This is a genomic window from Alterinioella sp. B-7, assembly GCF_056857775.1.
On sequence record NZ_JBSXNT010000036.1, the window covers coordinates 1 to 13,329 of the forward strand.

A 13,329-nucleotide genomic window follows, 5' to 3' on the forward strand; every position below is an offset into this window, starting at 1 on the left:
AGTCCGTCCAAAATCGACCAAACCGCCGCTCAGGCGGCACAAACGGCGCGAAAATCGCTGGCAACGGCGTCTGTCCGGCGCCAAACTGCCTTCAAGCCGAAGCCTCGGCGCAGCCGAAGGCGTTGATCAGACGTTCCCTAACGAATCGCTTCATAGAGTTTTCTTTGAAGACGTGTCGCCGCTGAAACGCATCCTGGCACATGCCGATAGCGTAAAACTGATATACTATATTCGCGATCCCCTGTCACAGGCCCTCTCTGCATACGGCCAATCTGTCAAACGAGGGGGATCGATGGCATCTGTCTCTGAATATCTTCTGTCTGACATAAATTTGAAAATCTCAATAGAGTTCCTGGAGCTTTTGGATGCACTTCCGGTCCAGGTTGAAATCGTGAATTATTCGCGCCATGAAGATCGCCATATCGCGCGCTTCGGCCAGGCTTTGGGCCTGGCCGATGATGTGCTTTCTTTGCCCGAAGGACGACGGGTCAACCGGTCGCTGACAAGGTCCGAGCTGTATTTTCAACAGCAGTTGAGCAGCCATGCAAAGAACCCAAAAGCTGCCAATATTTCCGATGCACTTTGCAACGGGCTGCCAGATATTCCTTCTGAAATTCCTTATTTCAGTGCTGAAACCCATCGGGCCTTCATCGAAGCGCAGCTTCCCTGGGTTGAAAAACTGAACTCTATGATCCCGGCCGAAGAAGCGTTGGCGCTGCCGCAATATGACGACATTGCCCCAAATCTCGCACCGAAGGACGAGACAGTGTTGGAGTTTTCCACGGCCCAGATCGACGTTTTGGCAAGAACGCTGATGCAGAGAATTCCGTCTCAGATCCTTAATAAGGACGTGCGCGAGCTTGCTTCGCGAATCCGGCCTGACCACCAATTGACCGAGACCGATGCGGTTATCCTGCTGGATATGGCGGCGGCGTTCTTGCCGAACGCTGAAGGTGTCCGCAGGAAAAGGGACAGGCTGCGTGAAAAAATTGCTGGTCGGACAAAGGGGAAAGCTCCGGCGCGAAACAAGTAGGTCGTTTTCCCCACTCTAAGGATTGTAATGTCGCGAGCGTGGGTCACGCGGTGGTGGGTCTCTCAATCAGATGTGGGGTCGTCCCGTTTTGTGGGCGAATTGAACCTGATGGGCAGAACAGTATCTGAAGCGGTCCGATTGAGATCTTGCGGCTGACCGAAGGAACGGAGTAGGCAGTGGGCGACCCGCGAAGGAGGCCCAATGACCGAAGAATTCCTGAACAGCTTCATGACCGGACCCGACGAACGCGGCCGCTTCGGCGATTTCGGCGGGCGCTTCGTCTCGGAAACCCTGATGCCGCTGATCCTGGAGCTGGAAAAGCAATACGAACACGCCAAGACCGATGACAGTTTCTGGGCCGAGATGAACGATCTCTGGACCCATTACGTGGGCCGCCCCTCGCCGCTCTACCATGCCGACCGGCTGACCGCGCATTTGGGCGGGGCCAAGATCTACATGAAGCGGGACGAGCTCAACCACACCGGCGCGCACAAGATCAACAACGTCCTGGGCCAGATCATCCTGGCCCGCCGCATGGGCAAGACCCGCATCATCGCCGAAACCGGCGCAGGCCAGCACGGCGTCGCCACCGCCACCGTCTGCGCCAAGTTCGGCCTGAAATGCGTCGTCTACATGGGCGCGCATGATGTCGAGCGTCAGGCCCCCAACGTCTTCCGGATGAAGCTTCTGGGGGCCGAGGTGGTCTCGGTCACGTCCGGGCGGGGCACGCTCAAGGACGCGATGAACGACGCGCTGCGCGACTGGGTCACCAATGTGCGCGACACGTTCTACTGCATCGGCACCGTCGCGGGCCCGCACCCCTACCCGGCCATGGTGCGCGACTTCCAGACCATCATCGGCAAGGAAGCCAAGGAACAGATGCAGGCGCGCGAGGGCCGCCTGCCCGACACGATCATCGCGGCCATCGGCGGCGGGTCGAACGCGATGGGCCTCTTCTACCCGTTCCTCGACGACAAATCCGTGAACATCATCGGGGTCGAGGCGGGCGGCAAGGGCGTCAACGACAAGATGGAGCATTGCGCCTCGCTGACCGGCGGCCGCCCCGGCGTGCTGCATGGCAACCGCACCTACCTGCTCCAGGACGATGATGGCCAGATCCTGGAAGGCTACTCGATTTCGGCGGGGCTGGATTACCCCGGTATCGGGCCGGAACATTCCTGGCTGCACGAGATCGGGCGCGCGAAATATGTCTCCGTGACCGACAAGGAGGCGCTCGCCGCCTTCCAGCTCTGCTGCGAGACCGAGGGGATCATCCCCGCGCTGGAGCCTTCGCACGCACTCGCCTATGTCATCAAGATCGCGCCGGAGCTGCCCGAGGATCATATCATCTGCATGAACATGTGCGGGCGCGGCGACAAGGACATCTTCACCGTCGCGCGGCACCTGGGTTTCGAGATGGGCGGGCATTAGGCTCTGTCGGTCGGATTCTGGACAGACGGGGGCAAGGCTGCGGTCTCGGCCTCGGTTTTTCCGGTCGTAAACCTCCGTTTATTCCCCTCATCCGGTGTTTATGCGAGGCTGGCTAAACGCCGGGCCAATGGCGTCATGGCCCGGTTCAGGCCATCTGGGGTCTCAAGCGGCGAGGACCAATCCCTTCCCGCATCACCCTTTGGAGAAGGAAAACCCCATGTCCATCAAACGCCTTACCGTCCTTATCGGCGCCGCCAGCCTGATCGCCACCGTCGGCCTCGCCCAGACCGCACCCCAGGCCGGATCCTCGCCCTGGCTCGCCACTGTGATGGAGGAGCTTGCAGCCGCCGGCTACGGCCAGTTCGAGATCGAGACCGAGGGGAACCAGGTCGAGGTCGAAGCGCGCAACGGGGCCGACGAGATCGAGCGCTACTATTCCCTGGACGGCACCTTGCTGCGCGAGGAGGTCACGGTGAACGGTGTCGAAACCGAACGCTATTTCGATGCCGATGGCAATGTCATCCGCGAAGAGATTGACCGCGACGATGACTGACCCCATCTGAAAATGGCACCTGCTCCGCCAGCGATGGCGGAGCGACCCATCGGAGAAAGCGCATGCGCGCCCTCATCACCCTTCTGTTCTTGACCCTCGCCACGCCCGCGCTGGCCGATGGAGCCGCTGCCGCGAGGCTCTGGATGGCGCAATTGCAGGCCGAGGGCTATACCGAGATCGAGGAAAGCTACACCTGGCTGTGGCGGATCCGCATCCTGGCCGAACGCGGCAATGTCGAGCGTGAGATCATTCTCGACCGTGCCACAGGCGAGGTCTTGCGGGACATCTCGCGCGCCGAAGATGGCTATCTGCACCATCCCGATGAAGACGATGATGACGAGGATGATGCAGATGACGACTAGGCGCATGACCTGGGCATTGCGTCTTCTGGTGGCCTTTCAGGCCGCTTTTACAGCGGTGTTCCTGTGGGATCTGGCGGCCAGCATCCTGGGCCTGCGGACAACGCCCATATCGTGGCAAATGCGCGAATTGATCGAGGTCGGGGCAGCACTCGGCCTGCTCGCCGGGCTGGTTGCCGGCACATTGGTGTTGCGCCGCGCCCGGGCGCGCCAGCTCCGCGCCGAGGACAGCCTGCGCGCGGCCTCGGGTCATTTCATGGATCTCGTGCAGGACCGCTTTGCCGATTGGGCGCTGACCCCCGCCGAACGGGACGTGGCGCTCTTCGCGCTCAAGGGGATGTCGCTGTCCGAAATCGCGGCGTTGCGCGACACCTCCGAAGGCACGGTCAAGGCGCAGACAAACGCGATCTACCGCAAGGCGGGCGTCACCGGCAGGCCGCAATTGCTCAGCCTCTTCATCGACGATCTGCTGGCCGGGGCGCCGCCCCTGATCACGACGCCGCCGCGTGCGCCCGCAAAACCTCCAGAGGTACGATCTCCAGCGCCTTTTGATGTGTCGCGGCCAGGTTGACCTGCGGCGCGCAGCCCTCGTCATGGGCCTGCAGGAACCGCGCGGCGCAAAGGCACCAGTGATCGCCCGGGTCCAGCCCCGCGAACCCGAACTCGGGGCGCGGCGTGGACAGGTCGTTGCCGACATATTTAGAGAACGCCAGGAACTCCGCCGTCATCAGGGCACAGACCGTGTGGCTGCCTGCATCCTCGACGCAGGTATTGCACGCCCCGTCGCGGAAAAACCCGGTCATCGGCTCGGTGGAGCAGCTTTGCAACGCCTCGCCCAGAACATTCACCGACGGATCCATATCACTCATGTCTCATCCTCCTTTGCGCCAGCCTACAGGCTTTCGGCGATCAGGCGAAAGATGCGGATATTCTCTTCATTTACCCCTGGCTCCCGGAACTGCCGGTCGGCGGCATTGGCCGCGATCACCACGCCGTTCACCTGATCGACATAGACATATTGCCCGTAAATGCCGCGCGCCATGAACTGCCCCGGTTCCGCGCCGACAGGAATCCACCATTGATAGCCATAACCGATCCGCCCCGGTTCCGTATTGGCCGAGGGTGTGGTGGAGGCGTCGACCCAACCCTCCGGCACGATCCGCGTTCCGCCATAGACACCGCCTTGCAGGAACATCAGCCCAAGCCGCGCATAGTCGCGTGTGGTCAGGTTCAGCCCGCCCAGGACGAAGGCGACCCCCTCGCCATCGGTGATATAATAGGGCTCCCGCTCCAGCCCCAGGGGCGCGATCACGCGCTCGGAGAGGAGGTCGGGGATGCTGCGGCCCGTGGCCCCCCGGATGACCATGCCGATCACATGCGTGTCGATCGAGACATATTGCCATTGCTCCCCCGGATCGCGGTCCCGCGCCTCCAGGTCGGCGGCGAACCGGTCCATCGACCGGCCAAGCGCCAGCGCCCGGCCCATCCGGTTGATGTCGGAATCGTAATCCAGGTAATCCTCGTCGAATGTGACGCCCGATTGCATCTGCAACACGTCGCGGATCGAGGCCCCCTCATAGGCCGACCCCTCCAGCAGCGGCGCGTAGTCCGTCACCGGGGCGTCGAGATCGGGGATGGTGCCATCGGCGACCAGCGTTCCCATCAGCGCGGAAAGATAGCTCTTCGCCACCGACCAGCTGATCCGCAGATCGTCCGGCCCGGTGCCAAGATGATAGCTTTCATGCACCAGATCGCCCTCGTCGAGGATGACCAGCGCGGTGACCGATCGCTCCTCGATCCAGGTCTCCACCTCATCCGGCAGGTCGTAGGGCGCGCCCTCGGGCAGGGGCGACACGGGGCCATCGCCGCGCGGTACGGGGGTGGTCAGGAAGGCGCGGTCCATATGGCTGAAATTCTGCACGATCCGGTCGGGCGCAAACAGCGTGTTGACCGCCCAAAGCCGCATGATCTCCTCGCGCTTCCAGACGCCCAGGGCGGCCGCTGCCAGCAGCAGAACCAACAGAATTCGCAGGCTTATCCTCAACACGCGCCGCATGATCGCTCCTCCCCCGTTTGGCCTGCAGCAGATCACGGGCGACCCGCCCCGATCAATCCGAACCCGACGTCACGCGGCCCATTTGATCCAGCGGCCATGGAAATCCACCCGCGCCAGCGTCTTGCGCGCGCCACCCGGCCACAGACGCACCGTCAGCGCCGCGCCATCACCGAGCGCATCGGCCTCCATCGCCAGATGCGCCAGCGGGGCGTGTTGCGTGGCCCGTGCGCCCGCGTCTTGCAGCGCCGCTTCGCATCTTGCCGCGGTCTCGGGCGGGAAATACTGCCAGGCGATGGTGTTGTAGACAAGGTGCAGGGCGCCGGGGCAGGGGGGTGCCAGTCTGGCCTCCAGCCAGGGCGCGGCATCGCCCCGCGCGGGCCGGGTCGTGGCAAGCGCAATGGCGTTCCGGGTCAGCGCCGCGCGATAGGGCTGGTCGGGCCAGAGATAGGCCAGGATGCGCAGCGCATCGCCCGCCTCGGAGGGGTCCAGCGGGTTCAGGTCGATCCCCGCACGGTCCTGCACGGTGATGGGGGCAGGGGCGGGGGCCGCGCCGTGCCAGTCGGGGGTAAAGCGCACCGGGCTGCCGCCCGCGCCGATCACCCCGCCGGGCGTCTCAAGCGCATAGGCGTCAAAGGCCATGTTCAACCCGGCGCTCGCCCCCAGTTCCGACAGCACAAAGGGCAGCCCGCAGCGCCCCGCCAGCCAAGCCGCGCCTGCCAGCAGGACCGCCGACCGGCGCACCTCATTGGTCTGCGGGGCCGAGTCCAGCCAGTGCAGGATCTGCGCCTCGTGGGTCTGCACCGCGGCCGCAAGCGCGGGTTTCAGAACGTCATCCCCCACATCCTGCGGCGGATAGGCCGCGACCAGCCCCGCATCCTTGCCCTGCAGGACCAGCGCATGCAGCGCGCCCGCCAGCCGCAAGGGCACCGAATGGCCCGAGGGCGACAGATCGCCTGGCCACGCCTTCACCCGCGCCGCCACCGCGCCGGTGTCACCCTCCAAGACCTGCCACAGCAGCGGAAGCATCCGCCCCATGAAAGGCGAGTCAAGCTTGGCGCAGGCCCGCGACTGGATGGCAAAGGCGTCTGCCGCCCTCACCGAAACTTGTCCATCAGCTTCTGCATCGCGCTGCGCGTGTCGGGCGCCTCGGCGGGGGGCTGCTCGGCGGGCTTTTCCGCCACCTCTGTGCTCGTCTCGCGCACCGGCTGCATCCGCAACGCAATCGCGTTCATGAACCGGCCCTTGTCGCCCGCCGCCAGGTCCGGCGCCCCATCCGCGATCCCGCGCAACAGGTCGTCCAGCCCGTCCTGCTCGGCCTTGGCGAAATCCGACAACACATATCCCGACACCCGGTCCTTATGCCCCGGATGCCCGATGCCGATCCGCACGCGGTCATACTCCGCCCCGATATGCGCGTGCAGGGACCGCAGCCCGTTATGGCCCGCGTGACCGCCGCCCGTCTTGACCCGCACCTTGCCCGGCGCAAGGTCCAGCTCATCGTGAAACACGGTGACGTCACCGGGCTCCAGCTTGAAGAAGCGCATCGCCTCACCGACCGATTGGCCCGAGAGGTTCATGAAGGTCTCGGGCTTCAGAAGCGCCAGTTTCTCGGACCCGAACCGCCCCTCGCTCAAGCTGCCCTGGAACTTCGACCGCCACGGCGAAAACCCGTGCTCCTCCGCGATCCGGTCCAGCGCCATGTAGCCGATATTGTGCCGGTTGCCGGCGTATTTTCCGCCGGGATTGCCCAGGCCGACCCAAAGTTGCATCCCCGTCCCCTGCGATTGCCAATTCCTGCCGTTCTATAGGCGGGCCGCCGGGATCTTTCAACAATTCCGGGGCTTGGCGGGACGGTGTCGCGGTCTTACCTTTGGCCCCGGCGCAAAGCGGACAAGGGGGCGGGCGCATGTGGGACTGGCTGTCGGAGAACGCGGGGATCATCCAGGTGGCCGTGGCCGCGATCACCGCGCTGGTCTGGCTGGTCTACCTGCACATCCTGGTCTCGGGCCTGCGCCGCCAGCGCCGGACCGAGATCCTGATCCATCTGGGCGGCGCCGAGGACACCGATGCCCGCGTCATCGTCAGCAATCTGGGGTTTGAGCCGATCTACGTGCTGGAGGTCATCCTGTCGATCTGGAACGCCGATGGCGGGCGCGAAAGCTCGGTCGCCGATCGCACCGAGATCGCGCGGCAGGACCTGACCTCGCCCTTGCAATCGACCCTGCAAGGCCCCCTGAACAGCGGCGAGTTCGTCGATATCGGCAGTTTCGAGAACCTTTTGCAGCGCACCCGCTGGAAGACCGCGGAAGACCTTGAGATCGCTGACCTGGAGCGCGCCGAGATCAAGGTGGCCGCGATCACGGCGGGGCGCAGCAATATCGTCGCGGCCTACCGCCAGTTCCATATCGAGGCCAAGGGGGATGTCTGCCGGATCAGGCCCGACACGCTCTCGGCCAGACAAATCCGATCCTGGTGGGGGCGCAGCAAGGTCAGGCGGCAATTGCAAGCGCGGCTGGACGGCTGACAGCCCAAAGAAAAACGCGGGGGCCATGACAGCGCGCCCCGCGTTCCTTGATAACCTTGCGATGGAACCCCCGGATTACTCCTTGGTTTCGCCTTCGCCGTCGCCAGCCTCGTCCGATCCATCCTGATCGACATTGATGGCTTCGACCTCGTCGGCGGCCACCTCATCCTCGTCCTCGGCTTCTTCAGCAGCGGTGAGGGCGGAGGGGGCGGTGATGTTGGCGATGACGAAATCGCGGTCGATGGTCGGCTTCGCGCCCGAGGGCAGCTTGACCGAGGAGATCGAGATATTGTCGCCGATCTCCATTTCCGACACGTCGATGGTGATGTGATCGGGGATATCGCCCGCGGTCACTTTCAGTTCGACTTCCGGGCGGATCAGCGTCAGCACGCCACCGCGCGACAGGCCGGGGCTCTCCTCTTCGCCGACAACCTCGACGGGGATGTAGAGCGCGATCTTGGTGGTGCGGCGCAGGCGGATCAAGTCGATATGCGTCGGCAGGTCCTTGACCACGTCCCGCTGCACGGCGCGGCAGATGACGCGCACGTCGTCCTGGCCTTCCATCTTCAGGTTGAAGAGGGTGGCAAGGAAGCGGCCCGCCTTCAGGTGCTTGATCAGCGCGTTGAAGGGGATCTGCAACGCCAGCGGATCAGCACCGCCACCGTAAACGACTCCGGGCACCATGCCATCACGGCGTGCTTGGCGGGCGGCCCCCTTGCCTGTCCCCGCGCGTGCCTCGACTACGAGATCGGGAATCTCTTTAGCCATAGGTATTCTCCATATATTAAAGGGCGGCCTCCAAGGGTGTCCGCCACGTGAAGCCGCGCGTATAGACCAGGATCGCCTGCTTGGAAAGGGGCAAAGGCGCTTTGGCGATTGCTTTGGATAAGGCCCCGTGGCAAGGGCCGATCCATGTCGATCCTTTCCGCCCTGCGCCTCAGCCATCGCCCCGCCCGCGGCTTTGCCGTGATCGGCGTCCTGTGGGGCAGTTTCGCCGCCCAGGTGCCGGTGTTCAAGGCCGGGTTGGGGGTGGATGACACGCTTTTCGGCCTGATCTTCCTTGGCACTTCCCTGGGGCTGGTGACGACGATCTGGCTGGCCCCGCTTTTCGACCGCATCCTGGGCCGCTCCGCCATGCCGGTTGCCGCGATGCTGGTGGCCAGCGCCTTCCTGATGCCGGGGCTGGTGACACATCCCGCCCTCTTCATGGGCGTGATGATGGCGCTCGGCCTCACCTCCGGCCTGCTCGACGTGGTGATCAATGCCCGCGTGTCCGAGCTTGAGGCCGCCAACAACCGCTCGCTGATGAACGCCAATCACGGCATGTTCTCGCTGGCCTATGCGATCTCGGCCATGCTGACGGGCCTCGCGCGCGAGGTCGGGCTGCCGCCCGTCGCCGTTTTCGCCTGCCTCTGGCTGGTCATCGCGGTGCTGGCCTCTGGCATGCGCCTGACCCCCGCCCCCGTCGATGAGGCCGAGCGCGCGGCCCAGGGCGCCTTCCCCTGGCGCGTTGTCCTCATCTGCGGCGGTATCGTCCTCATCGCCTTCTTCGTCGAGGCCACGGTCGAAGCCTGGTCGGCCCTGCATATCGAACGCACCCTTGGCGGGCGGGCGGCAGAAGGCGCGTTCGGTCCCGCCGTCCTGGGCCTCACCATGGCCTTCGGGCGCTTCTCGGGGCAGGCGATCTCGGGCCGGTTCTCGGAGACCTCGGTGATCGTGATCGGCTCGGGCCTTGCCAGTATCGGCGCGCTCATTGCCGCCGCCGCGCCCGGCCCCGCCATCGCCTATCTGGGCTTCGGCACCATGGGGCTTGGCATTTCCGTGGTCGGGCCGATGGGTCTGGCGCTGGTCGGCCGCCTCGTGCGCCCCGGCAGGCGCACCGCCGCCGTGGCGCGCGCCGCCGTGATCGGCTTCGTGGGTTTCATGGCCGCGCCCGCCGTGATGGGCCTGATGTCAGGCGCCTTCGGGTTGCGCATGGCCTTCGTCGCGGTGGCGATGCTGGCGCTGATCGGCCCCGGCCTGGCGCTGGCGATCCGCGTTCAGGCCCAGTTTCCCTCGAAATCGGCGGGGATCAGCAGGTTGTGACGGCCCAGGTTGCGCACGTCGCGCTCGCCTGACAGGGCCATGGCGGTGTCCAGCTCCTTGTGGATCACCTCCAGCGCCTTGGTCACGCCCGCCTCTCCCATCGCCCCCAGCCCGTAGACGAAGGCGCGCCCGATATAGGTGCTCTTCGCGCCCATCGCGACCGCCTTCAGCACGTCTTGGCCCGACCGGATGCCGCTGTCGAAATGCACCTCCACCTTGTCGCCCACGGCCTCCAGGATCGAGGGCAGCATCCGGATCGCGCTCAACGCCCCGTCCTGCTGCCGCCCGCCATGGTTCGAGACGACAATCGCATCCGCCCCCACATCAATGGCCCGTTTCGCATCCTCCACATCCAGGATCCCCTTGAGGATCACCCGCCCATCCCACCAGCTGCGCAGCTCGCGGATCCGGTCCCAGTCCAGCGCGTGATCGAACGCCTTCGAGGTCCATTCGCTGAGCGACCCGGTCGCATCCACCCCCTTGGCGTGGCCCACGACATTGCCGAAGGTGTGCCGCCTGGTGCCAAGCATCCCCAGGCCCCACCGCACCTTGGTCATCATGTTGGCGACAGAGGCAGGTGTCAGTTTCGGCGGTGCGGAAAGGCCGTTCTTCACGTCCTTGTGCCGCTGCCCCATGATCTGCAAATCGGCGGTGATGACCAGCGCCGAGCAGTTCGCATCCTTCGCCCGCGCGAACAGGCGGCGCATGAAATCGTCGTCCTTCAGCGTGTAGACCTGGAACCAGAACGGTTTTTCCGTGTTCGCGGCCACATCCTCGATGGAACAGATCGACATGGTCGAGAGGGTGAACGGCACCCCGAACCTCTCCGCCGCCCGCGCCGCCTTGATCTCGCCATCGGCGCATTGCATCCCCGTCAGCCCGACCGGGGCCAGCGCCACCGGCATCGCCACCTCCTGGCCCACCATCGTCGTCGCGGTCGAGCGGCCCGTCATGTCCACGGCGACCCGCTGGCGCAGGCGGATCAGCTCGAAATCAGTGGTATTCTCACGAAAGGTCTGCTCGCTCCAACTGCCCGATTCCGCGTAATCGTAGAACATCTTCGGCGTGCGGCGCTTATAGATGCGCTTGAGATCGTCGATATTGGTGATGACGGGCATCGGGGCGTCTCCGCGTGTGACTGGTAAGATAGTTTTACCAATCAAGCCCAGACCGCGCAATGCCCTTCGCCCGCGCCCCTCAGGCCCGGTGTGCGCCCTCGGCCAGCGCGCGCACGAAATCCAGAACCTCGGCCACCGGCTTGCCTGCCGCGATCTCGGACACGATGGCCGAGCCCACGACCGCCCCATCCGCGATCCGCGCGATGCCTTCCGACATCTCGGGCGTGCGGATGCCGAAGCCCACGATGATCGGCAGGTCGGTCTGCGACTTGATCCGCGCCACTTCGGGCGCCACGTCATCGGCCTCGGGCGCGGCGGCCCCGGTGATGCCGGTGATCGAGACGTAATAGACAAAGCCCGACGTGTTCTCCAACACCTTGGGCAGGCGGGCATCATCGGTGGTGGGCGTGGCCAGCCGGATGAAGTTCAGCCCCGCCTTCTGCGCCGGAATACACAGTTCCTCATCCTCCTCGGGCGGCAGGTCCACCACGATCAACCCGTCGATCCCGGCCTCCTTTGCGTCCCTCAGGAACGCCTCCACACCGTGGTTGTAGATGGGGTTGTAATAGCCCATCAGCACGATGGGGGTGGTGTCGTCGCCCTCGCGGAACGCGGCGGCCATCGCCAGCGTCTTCTTCAGCGTCTGGCCGGCCTCCAGCGCGCGTTGGCCCGCAAGCTGGATGGTGGGGCCGTCGGCCATCGGATCGGTGAAGGGCAGGCCAAGCTCGATGATATCGACGCCCGCGGCGGGCAGGCCCTTCACCACCTCCAGCGAGGTGTCGTAATCGGGATCGCCCGCCATCACATAGGTGACGAAGGCTTTCTTGCCCGCGCTGGCAAGCTCGGCGAATTTGGCGTCGATCCGTGTCATTCTGGGTTCCCCATCTGGCGTCCGGCCCGGTTTGGCGAATGCCGCGCCGGAAATCAATGGGGTCCGCACAGGCGAGGACGCCCGGCAGGGGCGGAGGAGCGGCTCCTCGCCCCCGTTCCGGGCGCTCCTCGCCCTATCCCGTTGCGCCCTATCCCGCATCCGCATAGAAGGCGCGCAGGATCAGCCAGGCGGAGAGGGATCATGGGATTCAGGATGGGAATTGTGGGTCTGCCCAATGTCGGCAAGTCGACCCTTTTCAACGCGCTCACACGCACCGCCGCCGCGCAGGCCGCCAACTTTCCCTTCTGCACGATCGAGCCCAATGTCGGCGATGTCGCCGTCCCCGATGCGCGGCTGGACCGCCTCGCCGCCATTGCCGGATCGAAACAGATCATCCCCACCCGCATGACCTTCGTCGACATCGCGGGCCTGGTGAAAGGCGCGTCGCGCGGCGAAGGGCTCGGCAACCAGTTCCTCGCCAATATCCGCGAGACCGACGCCATCGCCCATGTGCTGCGCTGTTTCGAGGATGGCGATGTCACCCATGTCGAGGACCGCATCGACCCCGTCGCGGATGCCGAAACCATCGAGACCGAGCTGATGCTGGCCGATATGGACTCGATCGAGAAACGCCTGCAGACCATCACCCGCAAGCTGCGCGGCGGCGACAAGGAGGCGGTGCAGCAGGAACGCCTGCTCAAGGCGGCGCTGGCGATGCTGGAAGACGGCAAGCCCGCCCGCATGGTCGAGGTCGCCCCCGATGACGCCAAGGCCTGGAAGATGCTGCAACTTCTGACCACCAAGCCCATCCTCTATGTCTGCAATGTTGAGGAGGCATCCGCGGCCACGGGCAACGAATTCTCCGCCAGGGTCGCAGACATGGCCGAGGCCCAGGGCGCCGCCCATGTCGTGATCTCCGCCCAGATCGAGGAGGAGATCAGCCAGCTCGACGCCGAGGAGGCCGCCATGTTCCTCGACGAAATGGGGCTGGAGGAGGCGGGCCTCGATCGCCTCATCCGCGCCGGATACGAGTTGCTGCACCTTGAGACCTATTTCACCGTCGGCCCCAAGGAGGCGCGCGCCTGGACCATCCGCACCGGCACCACCGCGCCCAAGGCCGCAGGCATCATCCACGGCGATTTCGAACGCGGCTTCATCCGCGCCGAGACGATTTCCTATGACGATTACATCGCCCATGACGGCGAACAGGGGTCAAAAGACGCGGGCAAGATGCGCGCCGAGGGCAAAGCTTACGTCGTCAAGGATGGCGACGTGCTGCACTTCCTGTTCAATACGTAA

At 64.8% G+C, this 13,329-nt stretch carries 15 protein-coding genes; 8 read left to right on the plus strand and 7 right to left on the minus strand.

Annotated features, from left to right (window positions below; translation table 11 throughout):
- The 5 genes from AC13C7_RS13465 to AC13C7_RS13485 all read left to right on the plus strand — a co-directional run.
- Positions 1 to 1,033: hypothetical protein (locus tag AC13C7_RS13465; protein WP_482867792.1), on the plus strand; the 1,033-nt coding region annotated here is incomplete at its 5' end.
- A gap of 201 nt (positions 1,034 to 1,234) precedes the next feature.
- A complete protein-coding gene (gene trpB / locus AC13C7_RS13470; RefSeq protein WP_482867793.1) occupies positions 1,235 to 2,464 on the plus strand; it encodes a tryptophan synthase subunit beta in 1,230 nt (409 codons plus the stop codon).
- 217 nt (positions 2,465 to 2,681) lie between these two features.
- Positions 2,682 to 3,017, plus strand: a complete 336-nt coding sequence (locus tag AC13C7_RS13475; protein ID WP_172320584.1) for a toxin-antitoxin system YwqK family antitoxin — start codon at positions 2,682 to 2,684, stop codon at positions 3,015 to 3,017.
- A 62-nt stretch (positions 3,018 to 3,079) separates the two neighbouring features.
- Positions 3,080 to 3,379, plus strand: coding sequence for a hypothetical protein (locus AC13C7_RS13480; RefSeq protein ID WP_172320585.1), 300 nt, complete (start codon positions 3,080 to 3,082; stop codon positions 3,377 to 3,379).
- Positions 3,369 to 3,947 carry a helix-turn-helix transcriptional regulator gene (locus tag AC13C7_RS13485; RefSeq protein WP_446121553.1) on the plus strand — a complete coding sequence of 193 codons (579 nt, stop codon included), beginning with the start codon at positions 3,369 to 3,371 and terminating at the stop codon, positions 3,945 to 3,947. The genes AC13C7_RS13480 and AC13C7_RS13485 overlap by 11 nt, the downstream gene beginning before the upstream one ends.
- On the opposite strand, the gene AC13C7_RS13490 is transcribed toward AC13C7_RS13485, so the two are convergent.
- From AC13C7_RS13490 to pth, 4 genes are all read right to left on the minus strand, one after another.
- Positions 3,868 to 4,245 carry a DUF2237 family protein gene (locus AC13C7_RS13490; protein ID WP_482867794.1) on the minus strand — a complete coding sequence of 126 codons (378 nt, stop codon included), beginning with the start codon at positions 4,243 to 4,245 and terminating at the stop codon, positions 3,868 to 3,870. The two genes, AC13C7_RS13485 and AC13C7_RS13490, sit on opposite strands and share 80 nt — an antisense overlap.
- Before the next feature lie 23 nt (positions 4,246 to 4,268).
- Positions 4,269 to 5,432 carry a serine hydrolase domain-containing protein gene (locus AC13C7_RS13495; RefSeq protein WP_482867795.1) on the minus strand — a complete coding sequence of 388 codons (1,164 nt, stop codon included), beginning with the start codon at positions 5,430 to 5,432 and terminating at the stop codon, positions 4,269 to 4,271.
- Positions 5,433 to 5,501: 69 nt separating this feature from the next.
- Positions 5,502 to 6,530, minus strand: a complete 1,029-nt coding sequence (locus AC13C7_RS13500; RefSeq protein ID WP_474886976.1) for a DUF2332 domain-containing protein — start codon at positions 6,528 to 6,530, stop codon at positions 5,502 to 5,504.
- A complete protein-coding gene (gene pth, locus AC13C7_RS13505) occupies positions 6,527 to 7,201 on the minus strand; it encodes an aminoacyl-tRNA hydrolase (RefSeq protein WP_482867796.1) in 675 nt (224 codons plus the stop codon). Before pth ends, AC13C7_RS13500 begins: the two co-directional genes overlap by 4 nt.
- 137 nt (positions 7,202 to 7,338) lie before the next feature.
- On the opposite strand from pth, the gene AC13C7_RS13510 reads away from it, so the two are divergent.
- Positions 7,339 to 7,956 carry a hypothetical protein gene (locus AC13C7_RS13510; RefSeq protein ID WP_482867797.1) on the plus strand — a complete coding sequence of 206 codons (618 nt, stop codon included), beginning with the start codon at positions 7,339 to 7,341 and terminating at the stop codon, positions 7,954 to 7,956.
- Between the two features lie 75 nt (positions 7,957 to 8,031).
- Here AC13C7_RS13510 and AC13C7_RS13515 read toward each other — a convergent pair whose 3' ends face one another.
- A complete protein-coding gene (locus AC13C7_RS13515; RefSeq protein WP_446117402.1) occupies positions 8,032 to 8,724 on the minus strand; it encodes a 50S ribosomal protein L25/general stress protein Ctc in 693 nt (230 codons plus the stop codon).
- Between the two features lie 144 nt (positions 8,725 to 8,868).
- On the opposite strand from AC13C7_RS13515, the gene AC13C7_RS13520 reads away from it, so the two are divergent.
- Positions 8,869 to 10,041 (plus strand): MFS transporter, encoded by a 1,173-nt coding sequence (locus AC13C7_RS13520; RefSeq protein WP_172320593.1) that lies wholly within the window; start codon positions 8,869 to 8,871, stop codon positions 10,039 to 10,041.
- On the opposite strand, the gene AC13C7_RS13525 is transcribed toward AC13C7_RS13520, so the two are convergent.
- Both AC13C7_RS13525 and trpA read right to left on the minus strand, forming a co-directional pair.
- Positions 9,996 to 11,159 (minus strand): alpha-hydroxy acid oxidase, encoded by a 1,164-nt coding sequence (locus AC13C7_RS13525; RefSeq protein ID WP_482867798.1) that lies wholly within the window; start codon positions 11,157 to 11,159, stop codon positions 9,996 to 9,998. The genes AC13C7_RS13520 and AC13C7_RS13525 overlap by 46 nt on opposite strands.
- Before the next feature lie 79 nt (positions 11,160 to 11,238).
- Positions 11,239 to 12,030 carry a tryptophan synthase subunit alpha gene (gene trpA, locus AC13C7_RS13530; RefSeq protein WP_446168762.1) on the minus strand — a complete coding sequence of 264 codons (792 nt, stop codon included), beginning with the start codon at positions 12,028 to 12,030 and terminating at the stop codon, positions 11,239 to 11,241.
- A gap of 201 nt (positions 12,031 to 12,231) precedes the next feature.
- On the opposite strand from trpA, the gene ychF reads away from it, so the two are divergent.
- Positions 12,232 to 13,329, plus strand: coding sequence for a redox-regulated ATPase YchF (gene ychF / locus AC13C7_RS13535; RefSeq protein ID WP_482867799.1), 1,098 nt, complete (start codon positions 12,232 to 12,234; stop codon positions 13,327 to 13,329).

Coding starts and splice junctions, on each gene's coding strand:
- AC13C7_RS13520 (WP_172320593.1), top strand. CDS start 8,869: ATGTCGATCCTTTCCGCCCTGCGCCTCAGCCATCGCCCCGCCCGCGGC.
- AC13C7_RS13525 (WP_482867798.1), bottom strand. CDS start 11,159: ATGCCCGTCATCACCAATATCGACGATCTCAAGCGCATCTATAAGCGC.
- trpB (WP_482867793.1), top strand. CDS start 1,235: ATGACCGAAGAATTCCTGAACAGCTTCATGACCGGACCCGACGAACGC.
- AC13C7_RS13510 (WP_482867797.1), top strand. CDS start 7,339: ATGTGGGACTGGCTGTCGGAGAACGCGGGGATCATCCAGGTGGCCGTG.
- AC13C7_RS13485 (WP_446121553.1), top strand. CDS start 3,369: ATGACGACTAGGCGCATGACCTGGGCATTGCGTCTTCTGGTGGCCTTT.
- AC13C7_RS13480 (WP_172320585.1), top strand. CDS start 3,080: ATGCGCGCCCTCATCACCCTTCTGTTCTTGACCCTCGCCACGCCCGCG.
- ychF (WP_482867799.1), top strand. CDS start 12,232: ATGGGATTCAGGATGGGAATTGTGGGTCTGCCCAATGTCGGCAAGTCG.
- pth (WP_482867796.1), bottom strand. CDS start 7,201: ATGCAACTTTGGGTCGGCCTGGGCAATCCCGGCGGAAAATACGCCGGC.
- AC13C7_RS13515 (WP_446117402.1), bottom strand. CDS start 8,724: ATGGCTAAAGAGATTCCCGATCTCGTAGTCGAGGCACGCGCGGGGACA.
- trpA (WP_446168762.1), bottom strand. CDS start 12,030: ATGACACGGATCGACGCCAAATTCGCCGAGCTTGCCAGCGCGGGCAAG.
- AC13C7_RS13475 (WP_172320584.1), top strand. CDS start 2,682: ATGTCCATCAAACGCCTTACCGTCCTTATCGGCGCCGCCAGCCTGATC.
- AC13C7_RS13490 (WP_482867794.1), bottom strand. CDS start 4,245: ATGAGTGATATGGATCCGTCGGTGAATGTTCTGGGCGAGGCGTTGCAA.
- AC13C7_RS13495 (WP_482867795.1), bottom strand. CDS start 5,432: ATGCGGCGCGTGTTGAGGATAAGCCTGCGAATTCTGTTGGTTCTGCTG.